The sequence below is a fragment of the Rhodococcus sp. P4_E4 genome, from assembly GCF_056401575.1.
In genome coordinates this window covers 22,924-39,048 of the sequence record NZ_JBFUJB010000003.1, presented here as the reverse complement: position 1 = coordinate 39,048, position 16,125 = coordinate 22,924, and the positions used below count along the sequence as shown (strand labels likewise).

The window sequence follows — 16,125 nt, the reverse complement described above, 5'->3', positions numbered from 1 at the left end:
GATCACTTCGAGTCGTGGAGAATTCTTGTTGCAAACAGGTGGGCCCGGAAGTTTGTGTTCATTACGTTCAGGAGGCGCTCGATGGTCGAACGAAAGACCGGCCGACGTATGAGCGTCGCCAGGCAGATCCTGCTCCTGCAATTGGCGTTGTTGGCGCTGGTCATCGGCGTGGGGGCCGCGCTCGCAGTTGTCGACGAACGCCGAGACAGCGACGACGCGATCCGCAGGCAGGTGAGCTCGATAGCGCAGACTCTCGCCCTGTCGGATTCGACGGCGGCAGCCCTGACGAGCCCGGACCCGACCGCGATTCTGCAACCACAGACCGAGAAAATACGACAGGCAACCGGCGTCGATTTCATCGTGGTGATGGCGCCGGATCGCACTCGATTCACCCACACGAGCCCGGAGCTGATCGGTCAACTGTTCAACGGAAACATTGACCGCGCACTCGCCGGCGTGACCTTCACGGAGACGTACGCCGGGTCGCTGGGGCCGTCGATCCGCGCAGTCACTCCTGTCTACGATTCCGGCGGAACCCTGGTCGGTCTGGTTTCTGCCGGTGTCACCCGCGAGCAGATCAGCAAGCAGTTCGCCCAAAGTGTTCCGGTCATCCTGTTCGTTGCCGGCGGCGGTCTTCTTGCCGCCCTCCTGAGTTCACTTCTGGTGAGCCGACGCATCAGGCGACAGACCCTGGGAATGGCTCCGGACGAACTGCGCACCATGTACGAGCACCACGACGCCGTACTGCACAGCATCGGTGAGGGTTTGGTGGTGATCGGGCAAGGCCGAAGCAAAGACGCGAGAGTGGACATCGTCAACGACGAAGCACGTCGCCTCCTCGATCTACCGGACGGGCCCGTGCCACTTTCATCCATCCCCGAGACCATGCGGGTCGACGACGCCTCTCCCGCGAAGGATCAAGTGCACCTCACCGACAAGCGTGTGCTGGTGGTCAACCAACACCCGGTTGAGTGGGAGGGCAACAGAATTGGCACCGTGCTGACAATTCGCGATCACACCGAACTTCAGAACGTACTCGGGGAATTGGATTCGGTACGAAGTTTTGCCGAGTCGCTTCGATCGCAAGCCCACGAGAGCGCAAATCGTCTGCACACGATCATCACGATGGTCGAGTTGGGGCGAAACGAGGACGCAGTGGCCTTCGCCACCAACGAATTGCGGGTGTCCCAACAGCTGATCGATCGTCTGATGAATGCGGTCCACGAGCCGGCGCTGGCCGCACTACTGCTCGGGAAAATGAGCGAAGCGACCGAACGCGGGGTCGACCTGACCATCACGGAAGACACCGCGCTCGGTCCGGTTCCTTCGCTCAATGCACGCGAGTTGGTCACGCTGGTCGGCAATCTCGTGGACAATGCTATTGACGCATCGCGCGCGAGCGAGTCTCCGTGGGTGGAAGTGACGGTAATGGAAGAGGATTCGATGATGGTTGTTGCCGTCGCCGACAGCGGCCCGGGAATGACACCCGAAGCACTCGAAAAGGCCAAGGGCCGTGGCTACTCCACAAAATCCGGCTCTCGCGGACTCGGTCTCGCACTGGTCTCTCAAGTCGTGAAACGGCATGGCGGCACGCTCACCAGCGAGCCGGCGATGGGCTCAATGCTGGTTGTCCGTATCCCGCTGCGCGAGGCGGAAGCACCGAGATGATCCGTGTACTGATAGTCGACGACGAACCGTTGATCGCGCAGGCACACCGTTCCTACGTCGAGCGTGTGCCGGAATTCGTGGTCCACGGCGTGGTTCATTCCGGGAACGCCGCCGTGCGTGCAGTTACGGCGGCCAATGCCACCGACCAGCCCATCGACCTGGTCCTGCTCGACATCGGGTTGCCCGACGCCAGCGGTCTCGACGTGGCCTCCGCCCTGGGCGGGTTGCGGCCCAGTCCGGACATCATCGCGGTTACCTCGGCGCGCGATCTGGAGGTGGTCCGAAGCGCCGTGGCTCGCGGGATCGTCCTCTATCTTCTCAAGCCGTTCACTTTCGCAGCATTCCGCGACAAGCTCGAGCGCTACCTCGAATATCGTGCAGCACTTCCCGCTGGAGAGTCTGCGGTCAGTCAACACGACATCGACCGCGCGATGTCCGCGCTACGAACGTCCGACGATCGAGCAGCGGCACCGAAAGGCTTTGCGTCTCAAACACTCGGGCTCGTCGCAGCGTCTGTCCGGGATTCTGAGGGACCCGTGACCGCTGCAGAGGTGGCAGCATCGGTCGGCGTGTCCCGGGTGACAGCCTGGCGCTACCTGGAAAAGCTGGCAGACGACGGCATGCTCACCCGGGAGACCGAGTACGGGCGCGCTGGGCGCCCTCAGGTTCGTTACCGCAGAACCTGATTGACACAGAAGCTAGTTTGCGCCGACCGTGTCGAGAACCCAGGCGAACTCGAATGCGACCTCTTTCCACTTCTCGTACCGACCGCTGACACCGCCGTGTCCGGCGCTCATCTCGGTCTTGAGAAGTAGCGGAGCATCACCGGTCTTCGTGGCGCGCAGTTTCGCGACCCACTTGGCCGGCTCCACGTACAGAACGCGGGTGTCGTTGATGCTCGTGATCGCAAGAATGGCGGGATAGTCCTTGGCTTCCACGTTCTCGTACGGGCTGTACGAGCGCATGTAGTCGTAGACGTCCTTGTTGTGCAGCGGATCTCCCCATTCGTCCCACTCGATGACCGTCAACGGCAGCGACGGATCGAGAATCGACGTCAGCGGGTCGACAAACGGAACATTGGCGAGAATGCCGGCAAACAGTTCCGGAGCGAGATTGGCGACAGCCCCCATCAGCAATCCACCCGCACTACCGCCGTCGGCAACCATCCGATCGGCCGCCGTGACACCGGTGTCGATCAAATGCTTTGCGCACGAGACAAAATCGGTGAAGGTGTTCTTCTTCGTGAGCGTCTTGCCGTTTTCGTACCAGTGACGACCCATCTCGCCGCCGCCGCGCACGTGTGCGACCACGAAGACGACGCCGCGATCGAGCAACGACAAGCGGGCAACCGAGAACGACGGGTCGATGCTCGCCTCGTAGGAACCGTAGCCGTACAACAGCAGCGGCGCGGGACCTTCCGGCGCACCTACGCGCCTCACGATCGAGAGCGGAATGCGGGTTCCGTCGTCGGCCACTGCCCAGTCGCGACGCTGCTCGTAATTACTCGCATCGAAGTCACCGAGAACAGGCTGCGACTTACGCAGTGCCAGTTCACCACTGGCGACGTAGTAGTCGTACACCTGCCCGGGAGTGATGAACGACGTGAAGCCGAGTCGGATGGTGGGCTGCGCCCATTCCGGGTTGGACCCCATACCGATGCTGAAGAGTTCTTCGTCGAAGTCGATTTCGTGACGCTCGCCGTAGCCGTCATCCGTCAACGGCCACACGGCAACCCGAGTGAGCGCCTCGCGGCGGTAGCTCAGGACGAGGTGTCCGGCAAAGGCTTCGGCTTCTTCCAGACGAACCTCTGCGCTGTGCTCGATCAGCGTCGTCATGTTCGTCGGATCCGACACGGGAGCTTCCACCAACACGAAGTTCTCCGCCTTGACTCCGTCCACGACGTCGTTGTGGAGGATCAGGAAGCGGTCCTCTCCCCCGATCACTGCGTGTTCAGCGCCGTACTCGACGCCCTCGCGACGCGGGATGATGACGCGGAAGTCGCCTTCCGGGTTCGCCGATTCCAGCATCCAGCCTTCGCTGGTCACCTTGGAACCGACCCAGATCATCAGGTACTTCTCACTGCGGGTAGACCCCACCGAAACCCAGTACCGTTCGTCGGGCTCGTGGAACACCGAAACATCTTGACTCTGCGGCGTTCCCAGCTTGTGACGCCACACGGTGTCCGGACGCCAGGAATCGTCGACCGTCATGTAGAAGACGTGACTGTGGTCGATCGCCCAGGTGGCGCCAGGCGCGGTATCGGGAATCTCGTCGGCGAGCATCTCATCGGTCTCGAGGTTCTTGAACCGCAAGGTGTACCGCTCGTCGCCGACGATGTCCACCGAGTACGCGAGCAACGTGCCGTCCTCGCTGATGGAGAACGCGCCGAGCGAAAAGAACTCGTGCCCTTCGGCTTCGACGTTGCCGTCCATGAGGATCTGCTCGCCCGCCAGCTCGACGCCGGGCGTCAGGTTGGGCGGAGTCCAGTCGTCTTCACCGGCGATGGGGCACCGGCACTGGACGGTGTACGACTTGCCTTCCACGCTGCGCGAGTAGTACCACCACTTACCCATGCGAGTGGGCACCGACATGTCGGTTTCCTGCGTCCGCGACTTGATCTCCTGGAAGATCTTCTCGCGCAACGGCTCGAGCGCGGCCGTCTGCTCGTCGGTGTACGCGTTTTCGGCTTCGAGGTATGCGACTACCTCGGCGTTGTCCTTGTCCCGCAGCCACTCGTAGTCATCGACGAACGTGTGTCCGTGATGGGTACGTTCGGCGGGGACCTTCTTTGCGACCGGCGGGATCAGGCTCATGCGCTGGGACCGACCCAATCGTCGAAGGACAGACCGGAAATGCGCTCGTACGCCTCGATGTAGCGTGCCCGAGTCGCGTCGACGATCTCCTGCGGCAACGGCGGCGGTGTCGTGTCCGAGCTACGGTCCCAGCCGGATTCGGGGCTCGTGAGCCAGTCGCGCACGAACTGCTTGTCGAAACTGGGCTGCACCTTGCCCGCTTCGTAGCCTTCGAGAGGCCAGTAGCGCGACGAGTCGGGGGTGAGCACCTCGTCGGCGAGCACGAGGTTTCCACCGGAGTCGAGACCGAATTCGAGCTTGGTGTCCGCAAGGATGATTCCGCGATCGGCCGCGAAGTTGGAGGCGCGGGCATAAACGTCGAGAGTGTCCTCGCGAAGCTGCACTGCCAGCTTCTGGCCGACCTTCTCCACTACCTGATCGAAGCTGATGTTCTCGTCGTGATCCCCGAGAGCTGCCTTGGACGCCGGGGTGAAGATGGGGTCGGGCAGCCGCGACGCCTCGACGAGGCCCTCGGGCAACGCGACGCCGCACACTGCGCCGGTGTTGTTGTAGTCGACCAGGCCGGAGCCGGTGAGGAAGCCACGAACGACGCATTCGACGGGAACCATGTCGAGGGAGCGCACTACGAGCGCGCGGCCGAGAACCTCTTCCGGGATGCGATCGTCGTCGGGCTCGCCGGCCAGGTGGTTGGTGCCACCGAGGACGTTGAAGAAGAACACGCTCATCGCGGTGAGCACGCGACCCTTGTCGGGGATCGGCGTGCTGAGCACGTGGTCGTAGGCCGAGATCCGATCACTCGCGACAAGCAGCAGATGCTCGTCGTCGATCGTGTAAAGGTCACGGACCTTGCCACCGGCCAGATGAGTGTAGGAATCAAGTGTAGGACGCACCCGGTCACCCTATCGGGCGTTCGCAGTTCGTACAGAACCCCGGTAGCCGGTACAGGTAAGCGTCCTCGCCGTTCGGAGAGCTGTCCGCCCTGCTCATCCGGATATGCAGGTGGCCCCTCGCCAGCAGGCGAGAGGCCACCGTCACAGTCGATGAATTACTGGTTTGCGGGCAGCTTCGACAGGCCCTCGTCGATCGAATCCAGCGTCAGAAGAGCCGTCTGATAGGTCGCGGCCAACGAATGCTGGACCTGGACGACGTTGCCGGCCTTCACTGCGGGCAATTCCTTCCACAGCTCGGAATTGACCAGCTCCTGCAACTGCGGAGACATCGAGCCATCGGCGTTGAGGCCGTAGACGATCACGTCGACATTTCCGAGATTTTCGCCGATCTTCTCGATGGATACCTGTTCGACGTGGATGTCGGCGGGGTCTGCGGGGGTGCCGGGGAACTGCAGTCCGAGTCCGTCGAAGAGATTGGTCGTGTACGAAGACGCGTACTCGCGTGAGAAGGTTCCGGCCTCGGGCTTGCAGACGTTGCACACGCCGCCGAAGGTCAGCGAGCCGAGCTTGTCCTTGTACTTCGCGGCCAGTTCGGCGGTTTTGGCGTCGTAGTCGTCCTTGAACTCGCCGTAGGTGTCGGAGACATTCGCGGCATCGGCGAACTGCTCGCCCAGCACTCGCCAATCAGCAGGAACCGTCGGTCCCAGGAAGACGACGGGAGCGGCCGCCTTGAGCTGCGCCATGTCCAGCTGGCTTTCGACACGAGCGGGAACACCCATGATGATCAGATCGGGCTCGGCAGCGACGATTCCCTCGTAGTTGAGCTGGGAGACGTTGCCGTCGGGCGCGACCTTCGGCAGAGCTTCGTAAGCGGCCTTGGTCTTGTCGTCCATGTTGCCGAGTTCACGGGTCCACTCACATACTGCTGCCAGGTTCGCTCCCGCCTGAATCAGCGGCAGAACTGCGTATCCGCAGGCCACGATCCGCTGCGGGTCGCTCGGGATCTCGATGGATCCGTTCTGTGCCTCGAAGACACGGGTCTGCGAGCTCGCGGCTGTCGTCGACGATTCGGACGACGCCTCCTCGGAGTTGCTGCAGCCGGCGACGCCGACCGCCAGCGCAGCTGCTGCGCCGATCACCACTGCGCGGCGAAACCACGACAGACCTTGAACCCGCATGTTGAACTCCATCTGAACGCACCGGACTGCTCCGGAATTGATTTGGTGAGGCTAACCAATATCAGGGCACTGGACCTTTACACAAACACAGGTCTCGAGGAATGAACTGCGCCTCCCGAGTCACTCACGCTCACAGCAGCACGCCTCCCACTGAGAGGGAGCAAAGCAAGATTCCTCTCGAATCGGACACGTGAACTCGCTACCTTGCCTTCGCGATACCTCATCGACCAGCCACTCTCTCCGCTCGACGAAGGGCTCACACATGTCCCGATCCACGCGCACGTGCTCGCTACGGTCTGCCGCGGCCATTGCGTTGACCAGCAGCTTTCTCATCACCGGTTTCGGCGCCTCGATCGCGCACGCCGGACCTGCCCCCTCGGCTCCACAGTTCGGCTCACTGGATTTCGGATCCAGCAACTTCGGCAGTGCCGAGCAAACCCCAGATGCTCCGCGGCTGACCGGGATCGACAATTTCCGCGACGTCGCAGGCACCGGCGCCGGATACTCGGGAACTCTCGGTCTGCCCGTGAACAAGGGAGTCTTCTACCGCGCGAACGCGATCACGCCCAAGGGCGATGACATGAGCATTCTCGAAAAGCTGGGACTGACAAAGGTTTACGATCTGCGCACGGAACCCGAGATCGCCAGCAAGCCGGATGTCCTGCCCAACGGGGTTGCGTACGAGAACATTCCGATCCTGTCCGGGAACATCGCCGAGATGGTCGCGAAGATCAAGTCCCCCGATGACTCACGATCGATGATGCAGGACATGAACCGCGCCTTCGTCACCGGAGCGACGGAGCGAGCCGGGTTCGCACAGTTGCTCACGGGCCTCGCGGAAACCGAAGGCGCACAGGTCTTCCATTGCACTGCAGGTAAAGACCGCACCGGCTGGACGTCCTTTCTGCTGCTGAGCATCGCCGGTGTCGACCGCTCAGTGATCATGAATGACTACTTGCTGACCAACGAATACACAGCCGAAGGCATGAAGGCCACGCGTGCGGGTATCGCGGCGAGCCTGGGCGAACAGATGGCCGTCAACATGGAGCCCCTGTTGGGTGTCGAGGCAAGCTATCTCGATGCTGGCCTCGCCCAGTTGGACCTGACCTACGGGTCGGTCGATCGTTACCTGACCGAGGGCTTGGGTCTGAGTCCGGCGACCGTCATGACGCTCAAAGCCAAACTGCTGGGCTGAGCGATCCAGCTGCCCCGGGTTCGACGAGGGGTCGAACCCGGGCACGTGGACTTTCTCTGCCCGTGCCGTGCCGGATGCGCCGCAGCGTCCCGTGCGTCAGCGCGATACGGCGATCACGTTGTTTCGGTACGCCCAGATGACGATCTGCACACGGGTGCGCACCTGCAGCTTCTTGCAGATGTTGCTGATGTGCGACTTCACCGTGCTCTGCTCGAGGCTGAGAGAATCTGCGATGTCGTTGTTTCCCAAGCCTTGTGACAGCAACTGCACCACATCCATTTCACGCGCGCTGAGACCGTGATCCGATCCGGAGCGCGCTGTGGACATCGGTGCCGGCTTGCGCCTCGCGAACTCCACGATCAGTCTCGACGTCAATCTCGGAGAGAGCACCGAGCCACCCTCGGCCACGGTCAGCACTGCCGACGAGAGCTCCTCGGGATCGGCGTCTTTGAGCAGGAACCCTGCGGCGCCACTGTCGAGCGCCTCGAAAACGTACTCGTCGAGATCGAACGTGGTGATCACGACGACGCGGGTCGCCGGAAACTCGGCAAGGACCTCCCTGGTCGCGGTCAACCCGTCACCGTGAGGCATTCGGATATCCATCAGTACGACGTCCGGACGCAGTGCACGCACCTGCTCGTACGCCTCGACTCCCGTCTTGGCATGCCCGACGACGCGAATCTCGGGGTGGCCGGAGAGAAACAGTTCGAACCCCTGCCGTACCACCTGCTGGTCGTCTGCAATAAGGACGTCGATCATGCGTTGATCCTCCCGTTCACCGGCACCAGTGCCTGCACAGCCCACTCACCTTCCGAATTCGGTCCGGCGTCCAATTGACCACCCATGAGTGTCGCGCGTTCGCGCATTCCCACAATTCCGAGGTTTTGCCCGTCGGAGGACGGACGAGCATTCCCGAGCGTATTGATCACCCGGACTCTCACCGCACCGGCTTCTCGGCTCAGACATACCTTGGACTCGCTACCCGGCGCATGGCGAAGGACGTTCGACAACGCCTCCTGGACGATGCGGTAGCACGTCAACTGGACTCCGCTGTCCAGGTCGTCGAAGCGGCCGACCTTCTCGAGCGAGATCGACGAGATGGTGCGCCTGCAGTCGTCCACCAACTCGTCGATGTCGGAGACCATAGGCGTCGGGAAATCGGGGTCTTCCTCACCCAGACGGAGGATCCCCACGATCTGCCGCAAGCTGTTGAGGGCCCGCTGCCCCTGCTCGATGACGCCGCCCAGGAGGGCTTGCGCTTGTTCGGGATTGCTCGAGAAGAACTTGTCGGCGGCACGGGCCTGGATGATCATGCCGGTCATGTGGTGAGCCGCGACGTCGTGCAACTCACGTGCCATGTCCTGCCGTTCGGCGACAACGGCATTCGCGATCTTCCGTTCGCGGTCCCGGTGCAGATCCGCTACCGCCTGACTGTTCTCCATTGCTTGCTTTCGCAGACGCGCGACGATCTTTCCCATGGCTGCGACGACCAGAAAACTCGTGACGGTGTTTGCCGCCGGCTCGAGGAACAGGTGGGGCAACTCCCCCACCTGAACCTCTGCGACCGTCAGCCCGTCCCGCTCGGTGAGATACATCGCCAAGATCACGTCCAGCGCCATTCCGAGGACCAGCAGTCCGACCAGGCGCATGCCGCTCACCCGGATGGACACTGCCATGATCGCGAACCAGAAAAGCGGCGTGGCCCCCAGCGATCGACTCCCGAGGAAGAGCATCAATCCGCCGGATCCTGCCAACGTCAGGAGGTAGTACGCGATCGGGTACCGCCGGCGCGCACACGCCACAACGGTCAACACCGTCAGGAAACCCATGATGCCGACGACGGTTCCCGGATCGCTCAGCACTCGATTGCTCGTCTCGGGTTCAGTCTTGAGACTGGCGAGACCGAACACCCACGGCACACTCAGCAGGCCGACGATCACGGCCGCCGTGGCCGGGTTGTTCAGGTTGAAACGTCCCCACCCTCGCGATGCCAGGGCTTGCCCCGAGACATTCTGACCAGCCGAGTCGAACATCCACTCCCCATTCCGCATCCGATGATTGACGTTCATGGTGGCATGCGCGCACCACTTGGTCCCACATTCGACGAACGTGAAGGGAATGTTCGATTCTCGGCTACAACCAAAGGACTAGTTCGGGGTGAAAGCACTAGTACTTATGGATCAGCCGAACTGCTCGACCAACCGGTTCACCATGTTGGTTGCGCTGTAGTAGTCGAGACGGAAGGTATCGAGCCCCACGGCATAGACATGGTGATCACGAATTGCCGGATGCTGCGCCAACAGGGGAAGTGCCTCGACCGCTTTCACCGCACCGTCGTCGGCGCTGACCAAGATCAGGGTGTTGCCCGCGATACCGTCGTAGAGGTTCTCGGCCGAGACCTGAATGATGTCCTTGCGCTTACCCATGGATTCACTGCTCTTCGCAGACTCGGGAATGTCGGCGACCGTGAAACCCATCGCCGTGAGCAACTTCGCCTGCCCGGACTCGTGCGTCCAGATATTGGCGCCGCTGCCGTCCTCGTAGTAGACGAGCGCGGTGGTCGGCTGCGGGGGAAGTGTGATCTTGGCCTTCGCTGCCTCTACTGCGCTGTCGAATTTCGCGACCGTGGCCGCTGCGTTGTCTTCGAGACCTGTCGCTTCACCCAGCACGGCGGCCACTTCCTGCCAACTACTTCCGCCGTAGTCCACCACGATTGTCGGAGCGATGGCCGTGAACTGTTCGTACAGATCGACGACGGAGTCACCTCCCGTCGCCGAGACGACGATGAGGTCCGGGTTCTGGGCCAGAACGGATTCTGCGTTCGCTCCGCCCATCGGCAGCACTGCGAGTCCACGTTCTCGAGCGATGTCGCCCCACTGTGTGAACAACCCCTGCGCATCCGATACGTCGGTGTTCGGTCCCGTCGATGCGGTAGCCACCACCGGAGCGTCGATCGACAACAGCGTGCCCGTCAGCGTCACACTGGTCGAGACGATCCTCTCCGGCTTCGACGTGATCTCCACCGGCCCCTTCGGCGTTTCCACCGTGCGGGGCCAATTACCCTGCGATGCAGCCGAATCAGCACCGGAATCGGCATCCGCAGAACTACATCCGGCGAGAGCGAACCCTGCCACCAAGACTGCGGAGAGCACCTTCAAGGCGCGCGATTTTTTCATTGTGACGCCCACTGGCGGACCACTCCTCGAATTCAAAAGCCCATGAAATTAGGTTAGGCTGTGCTCATGCTAACTCAGGCGGTGACAGAATTGTCCGCTTCCCTCGCGGCCTCGCCCGACATCGACACCTTCTGGAACCGGATAGTGCAACAAGGCACGCCGATCATCGAAAGTGTTGACACACATACTGTTCGAGTAACTTTCCTCTGGCGACAGCCCGAGGAGACGGAAGTCGACCGCGTCTACCTCGACGCAAACTCGTTGACCGACCATCACGCGGAACAACTCAGCGTGATGCAACGGATCGGCGAGAGTCCGGTGTGGTTCTACGCCGCCGAAGTCTCGAACACCTGGCGCAGCAGTTACAGCATCATCCCGGCGCCGAAGTCCGTAGTCGACGAATTCGACTATCCGGGAGCAGGCAAGGAAGACACGACCCGCCGCACCCGCTGGTTGGGGTTGCTCGAACACCGAATTGCCGACCCACTCAATCCGCTCTCCGCAGGCGTGGACACAAGGCGTTCCGTCGCCGAGATGCCCTCGGCGCCGGTCCAGTTCGGTTGGGATGCTCCAGTTTTCAGGAAGTCGATACAGCTCACCTGGGCCAGTTCGACGTTGGACGTCGAGCGGCCGGTGTGGATCTACGAGACCGTGGACGACGGATTGACACCGCTCGAAGAACGGCCGCTCGTGATACTTCTCGACGGGCGGCACTGGGCCGAGGTCATGCCAGCAGGTGCCGCCTTCGATCGTGCAGTCCAGACCGGCAAACTGAAGTCCTGCGTTCTGCTGGCCATTGATTCCGTTGACAATCAACGTCGTTCGAAGGAATTGCCGTGCAACCGCGACTACTGGAGTGCAGTCGTCGACGAACTACTTCCGCAGGTGCGCGCCGTCGCACCCTTCTCGTCTGATCGAACGCGAACGGTGGTGTCAGGGCAGAGTTTCGGCGGCCTGGCCTCGATGTTCGCAGCACTCGAATTCCCCGAACACTTCGCGCTGGTCGCCAGCGGGTCCGGTTCATTCTGGTGGCCGACAGGCTTGAAGCGCGGCGAGGACGGTCCGCCGGGTGGAGACATCGCCGCACGCATCGAGCGCGATGGCGTGCCGGACGGTTTACGCGTTGTCCTCGAAGTAGGTAGGCACGAGTCCGACATGGTCGGGCACAGCGCAGCGGTCGCACAGGCGTTGGAGGCTGCCGGAGCGCAAGTGTCGTATCGGATCTTCGACGGCGGCCACGACTGGCTGTGCTGGCGCAGTGTCCTTCTGGACTCCGTTGTCGAACTGATCGGCAGTCCATGAAAGTGGCCGGTGCCGCTAGTTCAGTGCACCGCGAATGACGGCAGCCGTGCTGTCGAGAATTGCCCGATTGGGCGTGCGAGGTAGCGCACGCAGGCCGAAGCCGTCGCCGCGATTTCGCGGAATGACGTGCAGATGAACATGGAAGACTTCCTGCCCCGCAACAGCTCCGTCGGAGAGATGCAGATTCACTCCGTCGATGGGGAGAGGTCCGGTACGCATCGCTGCGGCGATCTTCTGTGCGACGGAAAAGATCCTGGCACCGTCGCCGGAATCGAGCGTGGACAATCCACTGGCGTGGCGCTTCGGCACGACCAGGAGATGGCCGGATGTGAACGGCCGAATATCCATGAAGGCAAGGACATTCGCGTCGTCGTAGACGACGCTGGCCTCGGCCTCACCGGCGATGATGGAACAGAAGATGCAGTTCATGCTCTTCGACCCTGTGCGCCTTTTCGGTGGTGGTGACTACCGAAAAGGCGCACGGGGGCGTAGCCCTTACAGAATCGGCGACGGCGCATACGCCGCAGCTTCGGGGTTGGCGTCGACAAGCTTCTGCACCTCGGCGACAACGGCGTCGACCTGAGCAGACGCGGCGCCGACAAAGGCCGCCTTGTCGGCCAGAGCCTCGTCGAGTGCGGCGCGGTCGAGCGGCAAACGGTCGTCGGCGGCAAGGCGATCGAGCAGGTCGGGCTCCTTGCCTTCCTCACGCATCGCCAGCGCAACTGCGACGGCGTTCTCCTTGATCGCCTCGTGCGCGGTCTCGCGTCCGACGCCCGCGCGCACCGCTGCCATGAGAACGCGGGTCGTGGCGAGGAACGGCAGGTAGCGCGTCAGTTCCTTCTCGATGACGGCCGGGTACGCGCCCATCTCGATCAGCACGGTCAGGAAGGTCTCGAACATGCCGTCGATCGCGAAGAACGCATCCGGGAGAGCGACGCGGCGCACGACGGAGCAGAAGACGTCGCCTTCGTTCCACTGTGCACCCGCGAGCTCGGCTGCCATGGAGCCGTAGCCGCGCAGGATCACCTGAAGTCCGTTGACTCGCTCGCACGAGCGGGTGTTCATCTTGTGCGGCATCGCCGAGCTGCCGACCTGGCCGGGCTGGAAGCCTTCGGTGACCAGCTCATGGCCGGCCATCAGGCGGATCGTGTGTGCAAACGACGACGGGCCCGCGCCGACCTGGACGAGCGCGGAGATGACGTCGTGGTCGAGGGAACGCGGGTACACCTGGCCGACGCTGGTCAGTACGTGAGCGAATCCGAGGTGCTCCGCGACCTTCGCTTCGAGCTGCTCGAGCTTGGCCGCATCGCCGTCGAGGAGGTCGAGCATGTCCTGAGCGGTACCCATCGGGCCCTTGATCCCACGCAGCGGGTAGCGGTCGATCAGCTGACGCAGACGCGTCAGTGCAACGAGAAGCTCGTCGGCCGCAGAAGCGAAACGCTTGCCCAAGGTGGTGGCCTGAGCTGCGACGTTGTGCGAGCGGCCGGCCATCACGATGGACGAGTACTCGGCAGCGCGCTCACCCAGACGGGCGGCGACGGCGATGCCGTGGTTGTAGACGTGTTCGAGAGAACGCACGATCTGCAGCTGCTCGACGTTCTCGGTGAGGTCACGGCTGGTCATGCCCTTGTGGACCTGCTCGTGTCCGGCGAGTGCATTGAATTCCTCGATGCGTGCCTTCACATCGTGGCGGGTGACCCGCTCGCGGTCCGCGATGGACGCCAGGTCGACGTTGTCGATGACGCGCTCGTAGTCGTCGATGGCGTCGGCCGGAATGTCGATGCCCAGCTCTGCCTGCGCACGCAACACCGCCACCCACAATTGACGCTCGAGCACGATCTTGTACTCGGGAGACCACAGAGCAACAAGCTCAGGGCTGGCGTATCGGTTGGCAAGGACATTCGGGATGCGGCTCACGAGGCCTCAGTCTAACGGTGGCCGAGCAGTGCTGTTACCCCCGAGCTAGAGCAGCTGTCACCCCCGAGCTAGAGCAGCTGTCACCCCCGAGCTAGACGACCGGCGGCGCCATCACGTCGATCGATTCCAAGAGCATTCCTCTGGCCAACCCGCGTGGATCCGGGTCGTACTCCCCGAGCGCCGTGATCATCGCGCCGTCGACCATCGCGACAAGACGGCGCAATTGCCCCTCGGGAGCCGTTCGGCCCGAGCGTCGAAGCGCATCGGTCAACAGGTCGTCGAGCTGGGCGCGTAGGCGCAACTGCACGTCACGAAGCGCGGGATGACGGGCACACGCCACAAATCGTTCGTAGCGCGAGATCAATCGTTCGCGGCTCTCCGGCCGCTTCTCTTCGTCTCCGAGCAGCAGCTCGACCAAAAGTTCGACGGTTGATTCCGCGCCCCGCCGACGTTGGGTCACCGCAGCCACTCTGGCGCGCATCGCTTCCATGTCGGCGTTGCCGTTGAGCTCGACGGCACACGCGATCAGATCGTCGAGTGAGTCGAAGTAATAGGTCGTCGAAGCCAGAGGAAGGTCGGCCCTGGTTGCCACCGCTCGGTGACGAACGGCGTCGAACCCGCCCTCCAGCAAAAGTTCAGCAGCGGACGCCACCAGAGCTTGGCGACGTCGTTCACCCTTGGGCGTAGCTGCAGAAGACACCACGACATCGTGCCAGCAGAGGGCACCTCCGCATGGCGAAACAGCTCGAAGACCCTGCTGTTTGTTACCCGAGCCACTTCTCGAGGCGGGTCAGCGCCTCCTGGATGTCGGCTGTCGCGCCCGCGAACGAAAGTCTGACCATCCGGTTTCCGTGGACGGTGTCGAAATCGATTCCGGGTGCCAACGCGACCCCGGTATCTGTCAGCAACCGGGCACACCACGCGGTGGCGCCCTCGTCGCCACACAGATGGCCGATATCCGCGTAGACGTAGAACGCACCGTCGGCGGGAGCCAGTTCGGTGATGCCCAGTTTCGGCAACCCGGTCAACAGCAGTTCACGATTGACGGCGTACCGCTGAACGTGCCCGTCCAACTCGACCTTCGCCTCGTCCGAGAACGCCTCGATGGCGGCGTACTGAGAGATCGCGGGTGGACACACCGTCATGTTCGACGCGAGTCTCTGCAGCGGGCGCCGCAAGTACGTCGGCACCAACATCCACCCGAGCCGCCAACCCGTCATCGAGAAGTACTTGGACACCGAGCCGATCACTACGGATTCGCGTGAGGTCTCCCAGGCGCTCGACGTGTGCTGATCGCCGTATCCGATGCCGTGGTAGATCTCGTCCGAGATCAGAAGGGTGCCGTGCTGCTCGCACCACGTCGCCAACGCAGCGAGCTCCTCGGGCGAGATCACCGTGCCCGTCGGATTTGCCGGGCTGGCGACGATCAGACCGGCAGGCGGCGACGGCAAGGCCTCGAGCATGTCCACCGTCGGCTGGTATCGGGTTGCCGGCCCGCAGTCGACTTCGACGACGTTGCAGCCGAGAGCGGCAAGGGTGTTGCGGTAGGCGGGATATCCGGGGCGAGCGACCACCACGGTGTCGCCCTCGTCGAACGCGGCCAGGAAAAGCAAGGTGAACGCCCCGGACGAACCTGTCGTCACCACCACGTCTTCGGCGTCGACGGCTATTCCCGATCGCTCGCTGTGGTAGCGCGCAATAGCTTCGCGTAGCGGCAGGATCCCGAAAGTCTCGGTATACCCGAGTAGTTCGGTGCCGAGGATCTCGCGCGTCGCACGTAGCACCGGTGCCGGCGCGGGGGTCGACGGTTGACCGGCAGCCAACGTCAGAACGTCACCGTGCGTCCGCTGACGTTCGGTCGCGGCCTTCCATACATCCATGACATGGAAGGTCTGGATATCTGATCGACGAGATTCTGAGCGCACACCCCGACGGTAGCCGAACCACACTTCTGTGAGAAACGACGACCATCCATTGTGACGATCC

At 62.7% G+C, this 16,125-nt stretch carries 14 protein-coding genes; 4 read left to right on the top strand and 10 right to left on the bottom strand.

Features of this window, described 5'->3' with window-relative positions:
• Positions 1-81 precede the first annotated feature (81 nt).
• Positions 82-1,668, top strand: coding sequence for a sensor histidine kinase (locus AC1DVN_RS04575; protein WP_019747069.1), 1,587 nt, complete (start codon positions 82-84; stop codon positions 1,666-1,668).
• A complete protein-coding gene (locus tag AC1DVN_RS04570) occupies positions 1,665-2,354 on the top strand; it encodes a response regulator (protein WP_003945570.1) in 690 nt (229 codons plus the stop codon). The genes AC1DVN_RS04575 and AC1DVN_RS04570 overlap by 4 nt, the downstream gene beginning before the upstream one ends.
• Positions 2,355-2,366: 12 nt before the next feature.
• On the opposite strand, the gene AC1DVN_RS04565 is transcribed toward AC1DVN_RS04570, so the two are convergent.
• The 3 genes from AC1DVN_RS04565 to AC1DVN_RS04555 form a co-directional block, all read right to left on the bottom strand.
• Positions 2,367-4,481 carry a S9 family peptidase gene (locus AC1DVN_RS04565; RefSeq protein ID WP_269577651.1) on the bottom strand — a complete coding sequence of 705 codons (2,115 nt, stop codon included), beginning with the start codon at positions 4,479-4,481 and terminating at the stop codon, positions 2,367-2,369.
• Entirely contained in the window at positions 4,478-5,371 is an 894-nt protein-coding gene (locus tag AC1DVN_RS04560) for a phosphoribosylaminoimidazolesuccinocarboxamide synthase (protein ID WP_019747067.1), read from the bottom strand. The genes AC1DVN_RS04565 and AC1DVN_RS04560 overlap by 4 nt, the downstream gene beginning before the upstream one ends.
• 155 nt (positions 5,372-5,526) lie before the next feature.
• Positions 5,527-6,561 carry an ABC transporter substrate-binding protein gene (locus AC1DVN_RS04555; protein ID WP_020906369.1) on the bottom strand — a complete coding sequence of 345 codons (1,035 nt, stop codon included), beginning with the start codon at positions 6,559-6,561 and terminating at the stop codon, positions 5,527-5,529.
• A 250-nt stretch (positions 6,562-6,811) separates the two neighbouring features.
• On the opposite strand from AC1DVN_RS04555, the gene AC1DVN_RS04550 reads away from it, so the two are divergent.
• Positions 6,812-7,744 (top strand): tyrosine-protein phosphatase, encoded by a 933-nt coding sequence (locus AC1DVN_RS04550; protein ID WP_477993541.1) that lies wholly within the window; start codon positions 6,812-6,814, stop codon positions 7,742-7,744.
• A 96-nt stretch (positions 7,745-7,840) separates the two neighbouring features.
• On the opposite strand, the gene AC1DVN_RS04545 is transcribed toward AC1DVN_RS04550, so the two are convergent.
• From AC1DVN_RS04545 to fepB, 3 genes are all read right to left on the bottom strand, one after another.
• Complete coding sequence (locus AC1DVN_RS04545) at positions 7,841-8,503, bottom strand: response regulator transcription factor (protein WP_019747064.1); 663 nt, start codon at positions 8,501-8,503, stop codon at positions 7,841-7,843.
• Positions 8,500-9,777, bottom strand: coding sequence for a sensor histidine kinase (locus tag AC1DVN_RS04540; protein WP_477993539.1), 1,278 nt, complete (start codon positions 9,775-9,777; stop codon positions 8,500-8,502). The genes AC1DVN_RS04545 and AC1DVN_RS04540 overlap by 4 nt, the downstream gene beginning before the upstream one ends.
• A 147-nt stretch (positions 9,778-9,924) precedes the next feature.
• On the bottom strand, positions 9,925-10,920 hold the full coding sequence (fepB, locus tag AC1DVN_RS04535) for a Fe2+-enterobactin ABC transporter substrate-binding protein (RefSeq protein WP_024487532.1): 996 nt from the start codon (positions 10,918-10,920) through the stop codon (positions 9,925-9,927).
• 66 nt (positions 10,921-10,986) lie between these two features.
• Between fepB and fes the strand changes: the two genes are divergently transcribed.
• Positions 10,987-12,222 (top strand): enterochelin esterase, encoded by a 1,236-nt coding sequence (fes, locus tag AC1DVN_RS04530; protein WP_070386333.1) that lies wholly within the window; start codon positions 10,987-10,989, stop codon positions 12,220-12,222.
• A gap of 15 nt (positions 12,223-12,237) precedes the next feature.
• Here fes and AC1DVN_RS04525 read toward each other — a convergent pair whose 3' ends face one another.
• From AC1DVN_RS04525 to AC1DVN_RS04510, 4 genes are all read right to left on the bottom strand, one after another.
• Positions 12,238-12,651, bottom strand: a complete 414-nt coding sequence (locus AC1DVN_RS04525) for an HIT family protein (RefSeq protein ID WP_070386306.1) — start codon at positions 12,649-12,651, stop codon at positions 12,238-12,240.
• Positions 12,652-12,717: 66 nt separating this feature from the next.
• Positions 12,718-14,139, bottom strand: coding sequence for an adenylosuccinate lyase (gene purB / locus AC1DVN_RS04520; RefSeq protein ID WP_019747059.1), 1,422 nt, complete (start codon positions 14,137-14,139; stop codon positions 12,718-12,720).
• A gap of 91 nt (positions 14,140-14,230) precedes the next feature.
• A complete protein-coding gene (locus AC1DVN_RS04515; protein WP_024487531.1) occupies positions 14,231-14,839 on the bottom strand; it encodes a TetR/AcrR family transcriptional regulator in 609 nt (202 codons plus the stop codon).
• Between the two features lie 64 nt (positions 14,840-14,903).
• Complete coding sequence (locus tag AC1DVN_RS04510) at positions 14,904-16,019, bottom strand: pyridoxal phosphate-dependent aminotransferase (protein WP_181447623.1); 1,116 nt, start codon at positions 16,017-16,019, stop codon at positions 14,904-14,906.
• Positions 16,020-16,125: the final 106 nt, after the last annotated feature.

Bases quoted from the DNA above. Each gene is read 5' to 3' on its own strand.
- AC1DVN_RS04575 (WP_019747069.1), top strand. From the start codon at position 82: ATGGTCGAACGAAAGACCGGCCGACGTATGAGCGTCGCCAGGCAGATC.
- AC1DVN_RS04570 (WP_003945570.1), top strand. From the start codon at position 1,665: ATGATCCGTGTACTGATAGTCGACGACGAACCGTTGATCGCGCAGGCA.
- AC1DVN_RS04565 (WP_269577651.1), bottom strand. From the start codon at position 4,481: ATGAGCCTGATCCCGCCGGTCGCAAAGAAGGTCCCCGCCGAACGTACC.
- AC1DVN_RS04555 (WP_020906369.1), bottom strand. From the start codon at position 6,561: ATGGAGTTCAACATGCGGGTTCAAGGTCTGTCGTGGTTTCGCCGCGCA.
- AC1DVN_RS04550 (WP_477993541.1), top strand. From the start codon at position 6,812: ATGTCCCGATCCACGCGCACGTGCTCGCTACGGTCTGCCGCGGCCATT.
- AC1DVN_RS04545 (WP_019747064.1), bottom strand. From the start codon at position 8,503: ATGATCGACGTCCTTATTGCAGACGACCAGCAGGTGGTACGGCAGGGG.
- AC1DVN_RS04540 (WP_477993539.1), bottom strand. From the start codon at position 9,777: ATGTTCGACTCGGCTGGTCAGAATGTCTCGGGGCAAGCCCTGGCATCG.
- fepB (WP_024487532.1), bottom strand. From the start codon at position 10,920: ATGAAAAAATCGCGCGCCTTGAAGGTGCTCTCCGCAGTCTTGGTGGCA.
- fes (WP_070386333.1), top strand. From the start codon at position 10,987: ATGCTAACTCAGGCGGTGACAGAATTGTCCGCTTCCCTCGCGGCCTCG.
- AC1DVN_RS04525 (WP_070386306.1), bottom strand. From the start codon at position 12,651: ATGAACTGCATCTTCTGTTCCATCATCGCCGGTGAGGCCGAGGCCAGC.
- AC1DVN_RS04510 (WP_181447623.1), bottom strand. From the start codon at position 16,019: ATGGATGTATGGAAGGCCGCGACCGAACGTCAGCGGACGCACGGTGAC.